16 protein-coding genes are annotated in these 14,922 nt (G+C 70.4%); 6 read left to right on the top strand and 10 right to left on the bottom strand.

The window, feature by feature from the left end; translation table 11 throughout:
- Window positions 1-27: 27 nt before the first annotated feature.
- A complete protein-coding gene (argG, locus tag FJ091_06955; GenBank protein ID MBM4383095.1) occupies window positions 28-1,377 on the top strand; it encodes an argininosuccinate synthase in 1,350 nt (449 codons plus the stop codon).
- Window positions 1,378-1,401: 24 nt separating this feature from the next.
- On the opposite strand, the gene FJ091_06950 is transcribed toward argG, so the two are convergent.
- The 6 genes from FJ091_06950 to FJ091_06925 are packed head-to-tail and all read right to left on the bottom strand — an operon-like array spanning window position 1,402 to window position 6,890.
- The gene (locus tag FJ091_06950; protein MBM4383094.1) at window positions 1,402-2,316 is read right to left on the bottom strand and encodes an alpha/beta hydrolase fold domain-containing protein; all 915 of its coding nucleotides are present in this window, start codon (window positions 2,314-2,316) and stop codon (window positions 1,402-1,404) included.
- 16 nt (window positions 2,317-2,332) lie between these two features.
- Window positions 2,333-3,145 carry a hypothetical protein gene (locus FJ091_06945; GenBank protein MBM4383093.1) on the bottom strand — a complete coding sequence of 271 codons (813 nt, stop codon included), beginning with the start codon at window positions 3,143-3,145 and terminating at the stop codon, window positions 2,333-2,335.
- Complete coding sequence (locus FJ091_06940) at window positions 3,142-3,927, bottom strand: glutathione S-transferase family protein (protein ID MBM4383092.1); 786 nt, start codon at window positions 3,925-3,927, stop codon at window positions 3,142-3,144. Before FJ091_06940 ends, FJ091_06945 begins: the two co-directional genes overlap by 4 nt.
- Window positions 3,928-3,940: 13 nt before the next feature.
- Window positions 3,941-4,414, bottom strand: a complete 474-nt coding sequence (locus tag FJ091_06935; protein ID MBM4383091.1) for a hypothetical protein — start codon at window positions 4,412-4,414, stop codon at window positions 3,941-3,943.
- Window positions 4,411-4,722, bottom strand: coding sequence for a hypothetical protein (locus FJ091_06930; protein MBM4383090.1), 312 nt, complete (start codon window positions 4,720-4,722; stop codon window positions 4,411-4,413). Before FJ091_06930 ends, FJ091_06935 begins: the two co-directional genes overlap by 4 nt.
- A gap of 5 nt (window positions 4,723-4,727) precedes the next feature.
- Complete coding sequence (locus FJ091_06925; GenBank protein MBM4383089.1) at window positions 4,728-6,890, bottom strand: acetate--CoA ligase family protein; 2,163 nt, start codon at window positions 6,888-6,890, stop codon at window positions 4,728-4,730.
- 111 nt (window positions 6,891-7,001) lie between these two features.
- Here FJ091_06925 and FJ091_06920 point away from each other — a divergent pair, with 111 nt between their 5' ends.
- Entirely contained in the window at window positions 7,002-8,465 is a 1,464-nt protein-coding gene (locus FJ091_06920; protein MBM4383088.1) for an alanine:cation symporter family protein, read from the top strand.
- Here FJ091_06920 and FJ091_06915 read toward each other — a convergent pair.
- Window positions 8,460-8,678: a hypothetical protein gene (locus tag FJ091_06915; GenBank protein MBM4383087.1), complete on the bottom strand. Its 219-nt coding sequence runs from the start codon at window positions 8,676-8,678 to the stop codon at window positions 8,460-8,462. The genes FJ091_06920 and FJ091_06915 overlap by 6 nt on opposite strands.
- 122 nt (window positions 8,679-8,800) lie before the next feature.
- On the opposite strand from FJ091_06915, the gene FJ091_06910 reads away from it, so the two are divergent.
- Window positions 8,801-9,904, top strand: a complete 1,104-nt coding sequence (locus FJ091_06910; GenBank protein MBM4383086.1) for a HupE/UreJ family protein — start codon at window positions 8,801-8,803, stop codon at window positions 9,902-9,904.
- 55 nt (window positions 9,905-9,959) lie between these two features.
- Here FJ091_06910 and FJ091_06905 read toward each other — a convergent pair whose 3' ends face one another.
- The gene (locus FJ091_06905; protein MBM4383085.1) at window positions 9,960-10,970 is read right to left on the bottom strand and encodes a cation transporter; all 1,011 of its coding nucleotides are present in this window, start codon (window positions 10,968-10,970) and stop codon (window positions 9,960-9,962) included.
- Window positions 10,971-11,082: 112 nt separating this feature from the next.
- On the opposite strand from FJ091_06905, the gene FJ091_06900 reads away from it, so the two are divergent.
- The 3 genes from FJ091_06900 (at window position 11,083) to FJ091_06890 (ending at window position 12,619) form a co-directional block, all read left to right on the top strand.
- Window positions 11,083-11,649, top strand: coding sequence for a hypothetical protein (locus FJ091_06900; GenBank protein ID MBM4383084.1), 567 nt, complete (start codon window positions 11,083-11,085; stop codon window positions 11,647-11,649).
- Between the two features lie 120 nt (window positions 11,650-11,769).
- The gene (locus FJ091_06895) at window positions 11,770-11,988 is read left to right on the top strand and encodes a hypothetical protein (GenBank protein MBM4383083.1); all 219 of its coding nucleotides are present in this window, start codon (window positions 11,770-11,772) and stop codon (window positions 11,986-11,988) included.
- Between the two features lie 109 nt (window positions 11,989-12,097).
- Entirely contained in the window at window positions 12,098-12,619 is a 522-nt protein-coding gene (locus FJ091_06890; protein MBM4383082.1) for a hypothetical protein, read from the top strand.
- A gap of 10 nt (window positions 12,620-12,629) precedes the next feature.
- Here FJ091_06890 and FJ091_06885 read toward each other — a convergent pair whose 3' ends face one another.
- A complete protein-coding gene (locus FJ091_06885; GenBank protein MBM4383081.1) occupies window positions 12,630-12,863 on the bottom strand; it encodes a hypothetical protein in 234 nt (77 codons plus the stop codon).
- A complete protein-coding gene (locus FJ091_06880; GenBank protein MBM4383080.1) occupies window positions 12,860-14,914 on the bottom strand; it encodes a S9 family peptidase in 2,055 nt (684 codons plus the stop codon). The genes FJ091_06885 and FJ091_06880 overlap by 4 nt, the downstream gene beginning before the upstream one ends.
- Between the last annotated feature and the right edge of the window lie 8 nt (window positions 14,915-14,922).

Genomic DNA, 14,922 nt, shown 5'->3' with positions numbered 1-14,922 from the left:
TCTTCGCGCGCCTTCCGAGGAGCGCGCGTGAGCACCATTCTCCAGTCCCTTCCCGTCGGCGAAAAAGTCGGCCTCGCGTTTTCGGGCGGACTCGACACGAGCGCGGCGCTGCACTGGATGCGCGCGAAAGGCGCCGTGCCGTACGCGTACACCGCGAACCTCGGGCAGCCCGACGAGAAGGACTACGACGACATCCCGAAGAAGGCCCTCGCCTACGGCGCGGAGAAAGCGCGCCTCGTCGAGTGCCGGCACCAGCTCGTCGCCGAAGGCATCGCCGCGATCCAGACCGGCGCGTTCCACATCTCGACGGGCGGCAACACCTACTTCAACACCACGCCGCTCGGCCGCGCGGTCACGGGCACGATGCTCGTCGTCGCGATGCGCGAGGACGACGTGCACGTGTGGGGCGACGGCAGCACTTTCAAGGGCAACGACATCGAGCGCTTCTACCGCTACGGGCTGCTCGCGAACCCGAACCTGCGCATCTACAAGCCGTGGCTCGACCAGCGCTTCATCGACGAGCTCGGCGGGCGCAAAGAGATGTCGGAGTACCTAGTCGCGAACGGCTTCGAGTACAAGATGAGCGTCGAGAAGGCGTACTCGACCGACTCGAACCTGTTAGGGGCGACGCACGAGGCGAAGGACCTCGAGTCGCTGAGTGCGGGCATCGCAATCGTGCAGCCGATCATGGGCGTAGCGTTCTGGAAGCCCGAGGTCGCGGTGAAGCCCGAAATCGTGAGCGTGCGCTTCGAGGAAGGCGCACCCGTCGCGCTGAACGGGCAGACTTTCGCGGACGCGCTCTCGCTCTTCAGCGAGGCGAACGCGATCGGCGGGCGGCACGGGCTCGGCATGAGCGATCAGATCGAGAACCGCATCATCGAGGCGAAGAGCCGCGGCATCTACGAGGCGCCCGGCATGGCGCTGCTGCACATCGCGTACGAGCGCCTCGTGAGCGGCATCCACAACGAGGACACGATCGAGCAGTACCGCACGAACGGCCGCCGCCTCGGCAAGCTGCTCTACCACGGTCGCTGGTTCGACCCGCAGGCGCTGATGCTGCGCGAGACCGCGCAGCGCTGGGTGGCGCGCGCGATCACGGGCGAAGTCACGCTCGAGCTGCGGCGGGGCAACGACTACTCGCTGCTCGACACGACGAGCCCGAATCTCACCTACAACCCCTCGCGGCTCACGATGGAGAAGGGCGAAGAGGTTTTCTTCACGCCGCAGGACCGCATCGGGCAGCTCACGATGCGCAACCTCGACATCGTCGACACGCGCGAGAAGCTCGGCATCTACTCGCGCGCGGGCTTGTTATGGACGGGTGCGCGCGACGGCATGCCACTGCTCGAGCCGAAGGCGCCGAAGCGCAAGGACTGAGCGCGGCCGCGCGCCGCGTGCGCCTCAGCGCGCGTGCTCTCGCACGAACGCGCACATCTCCTCGACCGCGCTGATCGCCTCCGGCGGCTCGCTGGCGCTGGCGACGAACGCGACCGTGTCGTTCGGATAGCTCGCGCCGTAGTGCATGCGGCAGGGGCCGTTCAGGATCCAGATGTGCTCCGCGTCGGCGTACTCGCTGATCTTCACGGTCACGCCCGCCGCGCGCGCGTTCGCGGCGAGCCGAATGCTGTCGTCGTGGCACACGTCGCGGCCCGCGGCCTGAATCAGCAGCGGATTCAGCCCGCGCAGATCGCGGTAGACGGGCGAGTGGCGTGGATCGCGCGGATCGACGCCGCCCGTGGAGAGCAGCGTGCGCGAGAGCACCTCGACCAGCTCGCGGCGGATGTCGAACTCGTTACGGGCGGGGTCGTCGAGCGAGGGAGTGTTCAGCGCGATGTCGGCCCAGAGCGAGTTCAGCATTCCGCACGCGGGCTGCGGGATGCCGCGATCGCGCGCGTCGGCCATCAGCGACACCGTGAGCGCGCCGCCAGCGGAGTCACCGGCGACGGCGACGCGGCCCGGCGCGAAGCCGCCGGCTCCGATCAGGTGGCGATAGACCGCGAGCACGTCCTCGTGCGCGGCCGGAAACGGGAAGCGCGGCGCGAGGCGGTACTCGGCAGCGGCGACGCGCACGCCGAGACCGAGCGCGAGCCGCGCCGTCGCGCGCCGGGCCCACGCCGCGAGCCCGCTCGAGTAGCCGCCGCCGTGCAGGTAGAGCACCACCCGCGATGCGTCGGTCACGCCGCTCGCGGGCGTGGTCCACTCCACGGGCACGCCGCCGAGCTCGTCGCGCGAGAACGTCACGCCCGCTGGCGTACACAACACCGGCGCGAAGAAGCGCTCTTGCGCTGCGATCTGGGCGGCAAGCTCGGGGGTCATCTCGAATCTCCGCTTGTTAGGCGCCGCGCAGCCTGTAGATCGCGCGGTGCTTGGCGCTCATCAGCGCGTGCTCGTCCGAGAAGGCGGCGATGTCGAGGTCCACGAACTCGTGGCCCCCCTTCTCGAAGAGGTCCGTCACGTGCGCCTCGACCGTGATCTCGCTGCCGAGCGGTACGGAGGCGAAGAGCTGCGCCTCGCTCTGCGCGTGAATCCACGCGTCGAGCCTCACGTTGCGCGCGAGCACCCAGTTCGCGAGGCCGAGCACGAATGCGGGGTTCGCGAGCGCCTCGCGATCGGGGCGCACGAGTGCGGGCATGTCCGCGAGATCGCGCGAGGTGCGCCCCATCTCGCCGTCCGCGTTCCAGCGCAGCCGCAGCGCGCCCATGCCGATCTCCCGCAGCCGCTCCAGCGCCGCGCGCGTCGCGGGCAGACGCGCATCGAGCGCGGGCACGGGCCGCGCGCCGCTTCGCCGCGGCGCAGGCGGAAGCTCGCGCGGGAGCCACACGCGCCCGTCGGCGCAAAGCACGCCCGCGTCGTCCACCACCCGGCCCGCGTAGCCACGTTCGTCCGCCTCGGTTGTTACGGACACCTCGAACTGCGCGCCGTCGTAGAGCGGCTTCTTGCAAGTGATCGTCGCCCCGCCGCGCGACAGCCAGTCGAGCCCCCACGCCTCGATCGCGGGCTGCACGAGGTACGCGAACACCGTCACGCCCGGCACGAGCCCGCCGCGAAAGCCGAAGCGCTGCGCCACGTCGTCGGCGTGGATGCGGTTCTCGGATTCGGTGGCGGCGTTGTAGGCGGTGCCGCGCCAGGCCGTGGGCGTGCTCACTCGAACTCCGGCGAGAACCGGATGTTGTCCTTCGCGAGCCCGTCGAGCACGACCTGAAGCCCGCCGCTCTTGATCATCCACTCGAGCCGGTGGTCGCGGTACTCGCGCTTGAAGAGGCCCTTCTCGATCAGGTCGCTCACGCCGCTCATCCCCGCGATCGAGGCGGTCGCCTCCGCTGCGGTCTGCGCGACCGACGGCCTCGCGTTCGCGCGCGCGGCCCACGCCGCGAGCTTCGAGCCGGCGACAGGTGTCAGGCCGAAGCCCGCGGAGCCGTTGATGTACGGGATCACCGAGAGGTCGGCCCAGCCGAAGCTCGCGCCGCCGAACCAGTCCGCGTTCCCTAACTGCTTCTCGAGCCAGCGTTGCCAAGCCGCCACCTGCTGCGCGGCCCTCGCCTCGATCTTCGCCGCGAGCTCGCCCTTCGCGCGGCCCATGAAGCGGATCTCGCCGAGGCCCCAGTTGATCGCCTCGTAGTGTGTGTCCATCGCGTCTTCGATCATGCGCGCGCGGGCGCGCAGCGCCGGATCGCGCGGCAACAGCGGCGGCGTCGGCCACTTCTCCTCGATGTACTCGAGGATGATCGTGGAATCGAAGATGCGCGTGTCGCCGTCGACGAGCGCCGGCACCTCACCGCGCGGCGACGCGCTCGTGAAGTCGGACGCCATTCCCGCACCGGCACCGATGCCCATCGGCAGCTTCAGCTCGAACGGCACGTTTTTTTCGCGCAGCGCGATCTTGTTCTTCTGCGCGTAGGGCGAGAGGGGATGTTCGAAGAGGATCATCGTCGTGGTTCTCCTAGAGGATCGGCGGCAGATCCGGTGCGCGATCGAGCACTCCCTCGCGCGGCGTGCCTTCGTCGCCGATGTGCACCCGAAGGCGGTACCGCAACGGGAAGAATTGCTCCTCCGTCAACCCGAGGCGCGCCGCGGCGTGAATTCGCGCTCTTCCTCGTGTGGGCCACGCGGGCACGTACATGCCGTTGGCGAGCAGGACGGCGACGGCGACTTCGAGTTCGTCCGGAGCGGACACCGCCACGCGGAGTCCGACAAACCCGCCGAGCGTCTTCCCAGACGCCGTCGTGAATCCGCTTGCGACACTCAAACTCGCCAGCCTCTGCGGATCAACGATTCGCGCGGCGACCGGTCGCACCCAGGTCTCATCGCGGCCCTCGAGCGCCTCCTCGTCGTCGGCGAATTCCCAGATCGGGAAGACCTCCAAGTCTGCGAGTGTGAGCTCGTCGATCGGCTTTCGCGCCCCGAGCCCGATCACGCCCGCCGCCAGCGCACGGGCTTCTTCCCATCGCGCACGACGACGCCCTTCGCTTCGAGATCGAGCTGCACGCACTTCGTCCACCAGCCCGCTTTCTCCGCGAGCTCGCCGCGCAGGCGCGATCTTACGCCCGCGATCATCTCGGCCTGCGTGAGCCCGCCCGTCTTCGGCAGCGCCGCGAGCAGCGCGGCCTTCGCCTCGCGGTACTTCGTGCCGTCCACCGTGCTCGTCTTGCCGGGGTGGTTCACGTTTTCGACGACGACGCGGTCGCCGCTCGCAGACTTCGCAGGGGGTTTCTTCGCGGCCATGGCTCTCAGCCCTGCGCTCGCCGCCACTCGGCGTACTCGCACATCGCGGCGAGCGCGGCGATGGCGCGGTGCGCGCTCGGGTAGCAGACGCGGCCTTCTTCCTTCACGCCGACCGGCCCGCTGTTTCCATAATGCCTGTCGGTGTTCACGAGCTCGCTGCACGTCAGCACGGGCTTGCCGTACTTCTCGCTCACCTCGCGCGCGATCGCGGCGTAGCGGCGGTCTTGGCGAACGTGGTAGTCGACGATGCGGTCGATGCCGTGGCCCGGGTAGTAAGGGCCCGACCTGAAGGCGTTGGCCTGGCCGGCTTGGATGCCGATGCCGAGGTGGATCATCGCGTCGACGTCGGGATGCGCGACGATCCAGTCCATCACCTGCGCCACGGTGTCGCGCGTCTCGCCGCCGGCGAGATCGATCGGGTTGTTACGGGACCAGCGCGGCGGAACGACGGTGTCGATCTTCGCCTTCAGGTCGTCGGGCAGAGGCATGAGCGTGAGCCCGCTCGCGGCGCAGGCGTCGGCCGCGAGCACGCCCCAGCCGCCGGCGGTGGTGAACACGATCGTGCGGCGGCCGCGCGGCAGCGGCTGCGTCGCGAAGCTCGCGGCCCACTCGAACGCGTGCTCGACGCTCGGCGCGCGGATCACCCCCGCTTGCTTCGCGACGCCGTCGAACACGCGGTCGTCGCTCGCGAGCGCTCCCGTGTGGCTCGCAGCAGCGCGCTGGCCCTCGGCCGCGGCGCCGCCCTTCACGAGCACGATCGGCTTTCGCCGCGAGGTCGCGCGCATCACGTCCGCGAAGCGGCGCCCGTCGCCCACGCTCTCGAGGTAAGCGAGCACGACCGCGGTGTCGGGGTCGACGCCGAAATACTCGACGTAGTCGGCGAGCGTGGTCTGCGCAGAGTTGCCGGCGCTGATCGCCTTCGAGACGCCGATGCCGGACTCGACGGAGTAGTTGAGGAAGCTCGAAACGAGGTTGCCGCTCTGGCTCGCGACGCTGATGTGCCCGCGCGGTGGATGCGGCGCCACAATCTGCGCGCACATCGAGACCTCGGTGGAGATCACGCCCTGCCCGTTCGGGCCCGCAACGACCATGCCGAGGTCGTTCGCGAGCTTCACGAGATCCGCCTCGGCCTTCTTTCCCTCCTCGCCCGCCTCGCCGTAGCCCGCACTCGCGATGAACGCGGCGCGCACGCCGCGCGCGCGGCAGGCCTTCAATAACTCGGGGTTCGTCTGCGCCTGGGTGCACACGAACACGAGGTCCGCCGCGTTCTCGGGCACCTGCGAGACGTCGCTCAGCGTGGGCATGCCGAGCACGTCCACGCCCTCGCGGTTCACGGGGAACAGTTGCCCCTGATAACCGAAGCGCAGCAGGTTGTGATACGCGACGAAGCCGAACTTGCCCGGATGCGACGACACGCCCGCGACCACGACACCGCGCGGGTTGAAGAGCCGCGCAAATTTCTCGCGGATCGCGGACTCGTCGAGAGCGCGCGCCGGCTTCGCCGCGGCCGGCTGTACGTCCGCGATCTCCACCAGCGCGTCCACGGCGACGGGCTTGCCGTGTGCGATCAGCACGGGATTCAGGTCGACGCTCGCGATGTCGGGGCGCTCGGCGCCGAGCTTGCCGAGCCCCACGAGCACGTCCGCGAGCGCGTCGAGGTCGACCGCGGGCTCGCCGCGCCACGGTTTCACGTAGAGGTTCGCGCTGCGCAGCTTCGTCACGAGCGCTCTCGCCTCGGCGCGGGTGAGCGGCGCCGCGGCGAACACGACGTCGCTGAGCGCCTCGGCCGCGATGCCGCCGAGCCCCAACAACACGCACGGCCCGAACTGTGGGTCGCGCACCAGGCCCGCGATCAGCTCGCGCTTGCCGCGCACCATCTCCGCGACGAGCAGCTCGACCTTTCCGTCATCAGGCCGCGCCTTCGCGAGCAGCTCGCTCGCGGCCGCGCGCACCGCATCCGCGTTCGCGAGGCCGAGGCGCACGAGGTCGCGCTCGGTCTTGTGCGCGATCGCGTCGCCGCACAGCTTCACGACGACGGGAAACCCTAATCGCTCCGCCGCAGCGGCAGCGCCCGCGGCGTCCTGCGCGAGCGCCTCGCGCGAGACGGGCACGCCGTAGCGCGCGAGCAGCTCCTTCGATGCGTGCTCCGAGAGCGTGCGACCCGTCACGAAAAGCCTCCGGCGCGCATCGTGCGAGCGCGCGAAAGGCGCTAAGCGTACGCGACCCCCTCGCCGATTTCATTGAACGGACGCGCACTTCCGCGCGCACAGGGGGCTCTCGTGGGCGACATCCTCGGCCAGCTCGATGCGCTCTTTCAGCGCTTCATCGTGAGCCCGATCGATGCAGTGATCTTCTTCGACGTCGCGTTCTGGGACAACGGCACGCCCGGCGAGATCGTCGCTCCCGCCGTCGTCGTCTGGCTCGCAATCGCCGCCCTCTTCTTCACGCTGCGCTTCCGCTTCATCAGTCTGCGCGGCTTCAAGCACGGCACCGAGGTCGTACGCGGTCACTACGCGCGCGCCGAGGACAAGGGCGAGATCTCCCCGTTCCAAGCGCTCTCCGCCGCGCTCTCCGCCACCGTCGGCCTCGGCAACATCGCGGGCGTGGCGACCGCGGTGGGACTCGGCGGCCCCGGCGCGGTGTTCTGGATGGTCATCGCCGGCATGCTCGGCATGTCGTCGAAGTTCGCCGAGGTGACCCTCGCGCAGATGTATCGCGTGACGCGCGCCGACGGGCACATCTCCGGCGGCGGCATGCACTACCTGCGCGCAGGCCTCGCGGAGATCGGCTGGCCGCGGCTCGGCGCCGTGCTCGCGAGCGTGTTCGCGGTGATGTGCATCGGCGCGAGCTTCGGCGGCGGCAACATGTATCAGGCGAACCAGTCGTTCGCTCAGTTCGCGAACGTCGTGCCCGCCTTCGCCGGAACCGGCGGCGCGGTCGCGTTCGGGCTCTTTCTCGCGGTGCTCGTCGGCCTCGTGATCATCGGCGGCATCAAGCGCATCGGCGACGTCGCCTCGGTGCTCGTGCCCGTGATGTGCGGCATCTACCTCGTCGCGGGCTTCGCGATTCTCGTGCTGCACGCGAGCGAGATCCCTGCCGCGTTCGGAACGATCGTGCGCGGCGCGTTCTCACCCGAGGCGGCGTTCGGCGGCGTCGTGGGCGTGATGATCATCGGCTTCCGCCGTGCGGGTTTCTCGAACGAGGCGGGCTGCGGCTCCGCGCCGATCGCGCACAGCGCCGCGACGCAGAGCGAGCCCGTGCGACAAGGCCTCGTCGCACTGCTCGAGCCGTTCATCGACACGGTGATCGTGTGCCACATGACCGGGCTCGTGGTCGTAGTGACCGGCGCCTACACGCATCCGGAAGCGGGCTCGGGCATCGCGATGACCTCGTGGGCGTTCAACAGCATCTTCCCAGGCTTCGAGTACGTGCTCTCGCTCACCGCGTTCCTGTTCGCGTTCAGCACGATGATCTCGTGGAGCTATTACGGCGAACAGTGCTGGGCGCACCTGTTCGGCGTGCGCTCGCTCCTCGTCTACAAGCTCGTCTTCCTGCTCTTCACCTGGGCCGGCGCCGTGTTCGCAGCACAGGCGGTGCTCGACTTCGGCGACCTGATGATCCTCGGCATGGCGTTCCCGAACCTCGTCGGTGTCGTGATGCTCTCCGGCAAGATCGACGCCGCCGCGCGCGACTACTTCGCGCGGCTGAAGGCGGGGGCGTTCGCGCGCGCGAAGTCGTCATGACGCGCAGCTGAGCTCGTCGCCGTCTGCGACGACGCGCCGCAGATCACCCGCGCCATTCACGCGCAGCGCGCCGCGCGCCGCCTCGCGCTCCACTCGCGAGCGGGGCCAGCCGAGCTCCCGCGCGACGAAGCGATCCCAGCGCGCCGCGCACGGCTCGGGCTGTTCGATGCGCGCGACGAAGCCGCCGCACGCGGGCAGCGGCACTCGAGCCACGCGGTAGCCGCGCTCGCGACGCGCGAGCGCGCGGCCGCGCAGCCCGCGCTCGCGCTGGTCGCAAGCTCGCGACTCGAAGATGCCCGCATCCAGGCGCTCGCCGCGCGCGCGAAGGAGCTGCGATGAAGCCGATCCTCCGCGTCCTCGCGCTGCTCCTCGTCGCCGCGAGCGCACATGCGCACAAGGCGAGCGACGCATACCTCTCGCTCACGGTCGACGGCGCCCGCGTGTCGGGCCGCTGGGACATCGCGCTGCGCGACCTCGAGCTCGCGGTCGGCCTCGACGCGAATGCGGACGGCGCGATCAGCTGGGGCGAGCTGCGCGAGCAGCGCGCTGCGATCGACGCGTACGCGCTCTCGCACCTGCGCATCAGCGCGAGCGACTCGCCGTGCCGTGCGCGCATCGCCTCGCACCAGGTCGACCGGCACACGGATGGCGCCTACGCCGTGCTCGCGCTCGACGCGACGTGCGCGAGCGCGCGCGACATCGCGCTCGAGTACGACCTGCTCTTCGCGCTGGATCCGCAGCACCGCGGGCTGCTGCGCACCTCCCATGGCGGCTCCGCGAGCAGCGCCGTGCTCTCACCCGCGGCGCCGCGCTTCGCGCTGACGGAGCCCGCGAGCACGTGGCGCACGCTCAACGACTTCCTGCGCGAGGGCGTGTGGCACATCTGGATCGGCATCGATCACGTGCTGTTCTTGCTGTGCCTGCTGCTGCCCGCGGTCGTGCGCCGCGAGGCCGGCCGTTGGCGCGCGGTCGAGAGCGCACGCGCGGCGGCGCTCGACGTGCTGCGCGTCGTCACCGCGTTCACCCTCGCGCACTCGATCACGCTCGCGCTCGCAGCGCTCGACGTGGTCGCACTCCCGTCGCGCTGGGTCGAGTCCGCGATCGCTGCGTCGATCGTGCTCGCCGCGCTCGACAACCTGCGCCCGTTCCTGCGCGCGCCGCGCTGGGCGATCGCGTTCGGCTTCGGCCTCGTGCACGGGCTCGGCTTCGCGAGCGTGCTGATCGACCTCGGCCTCCCGGCCGGCGCGCGGACCCTCGCGCTGGTCGCGTTCAACGCCGGCGTCGAGCTCGGCCAGCTCGCGATCGTCGCCGCATTCCTGCCGCTCGCTCTCGCGCTGCGGCGGAGCGCGCTCTACCCGCGCTTCGCGCTCGCGGGCGGCTCGCTCGCGGTCGCCGCGCTCGCGAGCGTGTGGCTCTGGGAGCGCGCGGTAGGCGCGTAGCGCAGCAGCAGTGCCTCGACTCGCTCGGCTTCGCCGCGCTGCGTGCTTCGCGTGCTCAGTGCCTCGCAGCCCGCTTCGCGTGGTCCGCGTCGGGATCGGTGCGCGTCGCGTGCAGCACACTCAGCGGCGCGCGTTCCTTGAACGCGGCGCCGCGCACGCGGCAGGCCGGCACCTCGCAGCTCGCGCAGTGCACGGGCCCGCACGGGTCGAAGTGAACGACCGCCTCGCCCGGCTCGGCGAGGCCGGCCAGCAGCCGTTCCTCTACCTCTTCGCTGACTTCGTGCAGGCGCTCCGCGTCGTAGTAACGCGGGACGACGAGGTGAAGGTCCGCGTGCACGAGCGCACCCGAGCGCCACGCGCGCAGGCCGTGCACGTCGATCTCGTGAGGCGCGCGCTCGCGCGCGAGCGTCGCGACGAGGCGGTTCAGCAGCTCGGGATCCGCCTCGTCCATCAGCCCGCGCACCGCGCTGCGCGCGAGCCGGAAGCCCTCGCGCACGATGTTCGCCGCCACCGCGAGCGCAACCGCGGGGTCGAGCCACACGATCCCGGTGAGCTTCACGGCCGCGAGTCCCACCAGGACGCCGGCGCTCGTCCAGACGTCGGCGAGCACGTGCTTGCCGTCCGCGATCAAGGCGAGCGACTGCGCGGCGCGGCCCGTCCGTAACAAGTAGAAGCCGAGCAGCGCGTTGCCGGCAGACAGCGCGGCCAGCATGACGAGCGCGAGGTTCAAGTCGTGCGGCGCGCCGCCGCGGATCAGCTGCCCGATCGCCTCGACGGCGATCAACACCGCGGCGACCACGATCAGCGCGCCCTCGATGCCGGCCGAGAGGAACTCGACCTTGCCGTGGCCGTAGGGGTGGTCGCGGTCCGCGGGCCGCGCCGCGACGAACATGCTGAACACGAGCAGCGCGGCGGCGGCGATGTTCACGGTGGACTCGAGCGCGTCCGAGAGCACCGCGACCGAGCCGGTCAGCTGCCACGTGACGATCTTGCCCACGAAGATCGCGGCGCCGACCACGAGCGAGATCCAGGCTGCGCGGCGGCGGGCGGCGTGGTCGATCCCCATGGCGCGCAACGTAGCCGTGGAAGAACGGTGCAGTTGGAAACGACTTTCGATTCCAGGCGAGTTCAAGCTCGCCGCGACGCGCGCCGATGCCAGCAGCCGACCTGGGGGCGACATGGCGGCGTCAGTGAAGGGTTCGGCGTTCGTCTCGGTACAGGCGGACGTGCTTCGATTGATCGACGAAGGGCGAATCGACGTCGAGGAAGTCGACGCGGGCCTCACCGAAAAGGACCGCGGCCTGCTCGACACGCTGATCACGCCCGTGAGCTGGGTCCCGATCGCGAGCTACGCGCGCTGCCTCGAGCTGCTCGCGCGCGCCGAGAGCCCCGAGGATCCCATCGCTTACCTGCGCCATCGCGGCCGCGAGGCGGGCAAGCGCCTGCTCGGCGGAGCTTATCAGGGATTCGCGCAGGCGTCGGGCGGACTCGACCTGAAAGGCGTGCAGATCTTCACGGGCATCGCGCGGATGATCTACGACTTCATGAAGTGGGACACGCGCGCTGGGGCGAGCGGAGTCGTGGAGATCGTGATCAGCGAAGCGCGCGACTACCCCGACGCCGCTCTGCATGCCGCCGAAGGATTCCTCGAGCTCTTCGGCGAGCTCACCAGCGGCCAGCGCCCGCAGATCGAGAGCTCGCGACCGAACCCGCACACGGTGCTGATTCGCGTCACCCCATGCTGACGAGGCACGCCGCCCCGCGCTGAGCCGATTCGCCTCGCGCGCCAGGCTTCCACGCGCAGCTTCGGCGCTCTCGCGCTGGCGCGCGATTTGCGTTCGCGATTCCGAGCGGAGGATTCGCTCGTGACTGACGATCGCGTGCTCGTCAAGAAACACTTCGACGCCCTGATGACGGAGGCGCAAGCGCGCGGCATCCCTGGCGACGTGATCGGCCGCATCGCTTTGCACGAGGTGCTCGCGCTTTGGCAGCAAACGCGCGACTGGCGCGACATCGCGAGCGAGCTCGAGTTCGCTGGCAAGGGCCTCGACCCCGATGCCGACTTCGAGTTCATGCGCCCGTAACCCCCGTCGCGCCTTTTGCCGTCCTGTTGCCTGCGAAATGCAAGCGCGCGGGACGCGGCTCTAGGCCGCGGCCCCGGCGTCCGATGAGTCGCGTCATGAGAGTTCTGCTGTGACCCGCCTCGTCGTCGCGCTCGGTCTCGCGCTCCTGCTCGGCACGCCGCTCTGCGCCGAGGAGGAACGCATCCTCTACGCGTGGACGAGCGACGACGGCAGCGTCCACTACACGGACCAACTCGCCCGCGTGCCGGAGAAATCTCGCAGCAGCGCAAAGACGTTCCTCGCGAAGGAGCTTGGCGCGGTCACACGCGTTCCCGCCGCTCCCGCGAGGGACAAGGCCGCGCCGCCGCAACTCGAGCTCTACGACGGCTGGGGCGAAGGGGAGTGGCGCGGCGAGACGAGCCGGCTCGATGCGCTCGTCGCGTCGCTCAGTCCCATCGTCGCTGCATGCGCAACCGATCACGTGAATCTCTCGCCGGGCGACGGCAGCCGAAAACGGCGCGAGGAGCGAGAGGAAGCGCAGAAATGCGCGGAGGCGCGCACGGCCCTCGCGAGCGCGCAGGCGGAACGCGAGGCGCTGAGCGAGCGCGCGCATCGTGCCGGAGCTCCACCCGGCTGGCTGCGCGGCGAGTAGTTAGGCGCCGTCAGCGCCGGGGCGGGCAGTCCGCGTGCGCGGGGCTGCATCCCCAAGCGCGCTGCGCCTGCTCCGCGTAGGCGCGCTCCGCCGCGAGCATGCGCTCCTTCTGCGCGGTGCACGCGCGCTCGCCTTCGGCGGCGACGCAGCGCTCGTACGCGTCGCGCGCGAGCTGCATGTCGTCGCGCGCGCCGCTGACGCACGCGCTCGCGAGCAGTGCGGACGCGAGCGCGAGCGCCCTCACTGCGCGGCCTCCGGCTTCGCGCGGAAGCGCTCGAACCACGCGACGATGTTGTCGGTCTTCGCGATCAAGAGGGACGGTCGCGCCGCGAAGTCGTGCGACGCCTCGGGCACGCGCACGAGCAGCGTCTCGACTCCGCGCAGCTTCAGCGCGGCGTAGTACTGCTCGCTCTCGCCGATCGGCGTGCGCCAATCCTCCTCGCCGGTGATCAGCATGGTCGGCGTCGTGACGTTCCCGACCAGCGAGAGCGGCGAGCGGCGCCAGTACTCGTCGGGCGCCTCCCACGGCGGCTTCGAGAACCAGTAGCGGTAGAAGAACGGAGCGCCGTCGGACGTGAGCACCATGCTCGACCAGTTGATCACAGGCTTGGCGACGACCGCGGCGCGAAAGCGCGAGGTCTTGCCCACGATCCACGCCGTGAGCACACCGCCGCCCGAGCCGCCCGTGACGAACAGGTTGTCAGGGTCGACGAAGCCGAGCGCGACCGCGGCGTCGACGCCGCTCATCAGGTCCTCGTAGTCGTTGCCCGGATAGGCGTGATGGATGAGGTTCGCGAAGGCTTCGCCGTAGCTCGTGCTGCCGCGCGGGTTCGCGTAGAGCACGACGTAGCCCGCCGCGGCGTAGCGCTGAATCTCGGTCGCGAACGTCGGACCGTATGCCGTCACCGGTCCGCCGTGGATCTCCAGAATCAGCGGGTACTTCTGCGTCGCGTCGAAGCTCGGAGGCGTGACGAGCCAGCCTTGGATCTCGCGGCCATCGTGCGACGACTTCCAGGTGAGCTCGCGCAGCTCGCCGAGGCGCTTGTGCGCGAGCAGGTCCTCGTTCAGCGCGGTGACGCTGCTGCGCGCGCCGCCCGTAACGACCGCGACGTCTGCGGGCCGCTGCGGCGTCGACGCGGTGAACGCCAGCGCGCCGCTGCGCGCGACGCTGAAGCTGCCCGTCGTGTACGGGCGCCCGAGGTCGTTGCCGCCGAGCCCGCTCGCAATCTCGCGCATTCGGCCGTCGAGCGTGACCGACGACAGCTTCCGAATGCCGCGCGCGTCGTGCATGAAGAGGATGCTGCGACCGTCGGGCGACCAGCGCGGGTCGAACACGTCCTCGTCGAAGCGCGCGTTCAGCTCGCGCCCATTCGCGCCGTTCGCGTCCATCACGTAGAGGCGCGTCGCCTGATGAAACTGGAGGCGATCGTCGTAGCCGAGGTACGCGATGCGTTTTCCGTCCGGTGCGAACACGGGGTTGAAGTCGGGGCCGTCGCGGTCGGTGAGCTGCGTCAGTGCGCCGCTCGCGACGTCGAGCGCGAAGATCTCGCTCTCGTTCGCGTCGATCTCCCAGTCCGCCTTGCGGTTCGCCGCGACCAGCAGCGTGCGGCCGTCGGGGCTCCAAGAGAGCGGGCCGCCGTGATCGAAATCGCCGCTCGTGAGCTGACGCGCGGCGCCGCCGTCCGCCGGCGCGACGAAGACGTGCGTGAAGCCGCGCTCGAGAAAGCCCGAGCCGTCCGCGCGAAACACGAGTCGGTCGATCGTCGTCACGGGCGGCGACCAGGTCGCTCCCTCCGGCGCCTGCGGCGGCGGCGCGAGCGGCTCCAGCGGCGCGCGCACGAGCATCGTGAACGCGAGCCAGTGCCCGTCGGGCGACCACGCGAGATCGGCGGGCGACTCGACCAGGTCCGTAACAACTGCGGTGTCGCCCGTGTCGAGCCAACGCACGTGCAGCTGCGCGCTTCCGCCCGACTCCGACACGTATGCGAGGCGCGTGCCGTCCGGCGACCAGCGCGGCGAACCGTGGCTGTCGGCGCCGGAGAGCAGCGGGCGATGGTTCGCGCCGTTCGCGTCGACGATCCACAGGTTCGCCCGCGGCGCGTCCTTGCGGACGTCGAAGCTCATGCGCACGTAGGCGACGCGCCGGCCGTGGGGAGAGATCTGCGGGTCGACCGCGTGCTCGAGATCGAATACGTCGCGCGCCTGAAGCCGCGCGGGATCGGGTGGCGGCGCGGCCGGCTCCGCCGCGAAGGCAGCATGAGAAGCGAGAACGAGAGCGGCGACTCGGCGGAACATGAAGACTC

This window comes from Deltaproteobacteria bacterium, from assembly GCA_016875395.1.
GTDB lineage: Bacteria > Myxococcota_A > UBA9160 > UBA9160 > UBA6930 > VGRF01.
This window is presented reverse-complemented; position numbering and strand designations above follow the sequence as displayed.

What these genes read in the sequence shown, in the direction of transcription:
- FJ091_06950 (MBM4383094.1), bottom strand. Translation starts at nt 2,316, where the DNA reads ATGACCCCCGAGCTTGCCGCCCAGATCGCAGCGCAAGAGCGCTTCTTC.
- FJ091_06940 (MBM4383092.1), bottom strand. Translation starts at nt 3,927, where the DNA reads ATGATCCTCTTCGAACATCCCCTCTCGCCCTACGCGCAGAAGAACAAG.
- FJ091_06930 (MBM4383090.1), bottom strand. Translation starts at nt 4,722, where the DNA reads ATGGCCGCGAAGAAACCCCCTGCGAAGTCTGCGAGCGGCGACCGCGTC.
- FJ091_06910 (MBM4383086.1), top strand. Translation starts at nt 8,801, where the DNA reads ATGAAGCCGATCCTCCGCGTCCTCGCGCTGCTCCTCGTCGCCGCGAGC.
- FJ091_06905 (MBM4383085.1), bottom strand. Translation starts at nt 10,970, where the DNA reads ATGGGGATCGACCACGCCGCCCGCCGCCGCGCAGCCTGGATCTCGCTC.
- FJ091_06900 (MBM4383084.1), top strand. Translation starts at nt 11,083, where the DNA reads ATGGCGGCGTCAGTGAAGGGTTCGGCGTTCGTCTCGGTACAGGCGGAC.
- FJ091_06880 (MBM4383080.1), bottom strand. Translation starts at nt 14,914, where the DNA reads ATGTTCCGCCGAGTCGCCGCTCTCGTTCTCGCTTCTCATGCTGCCTTC.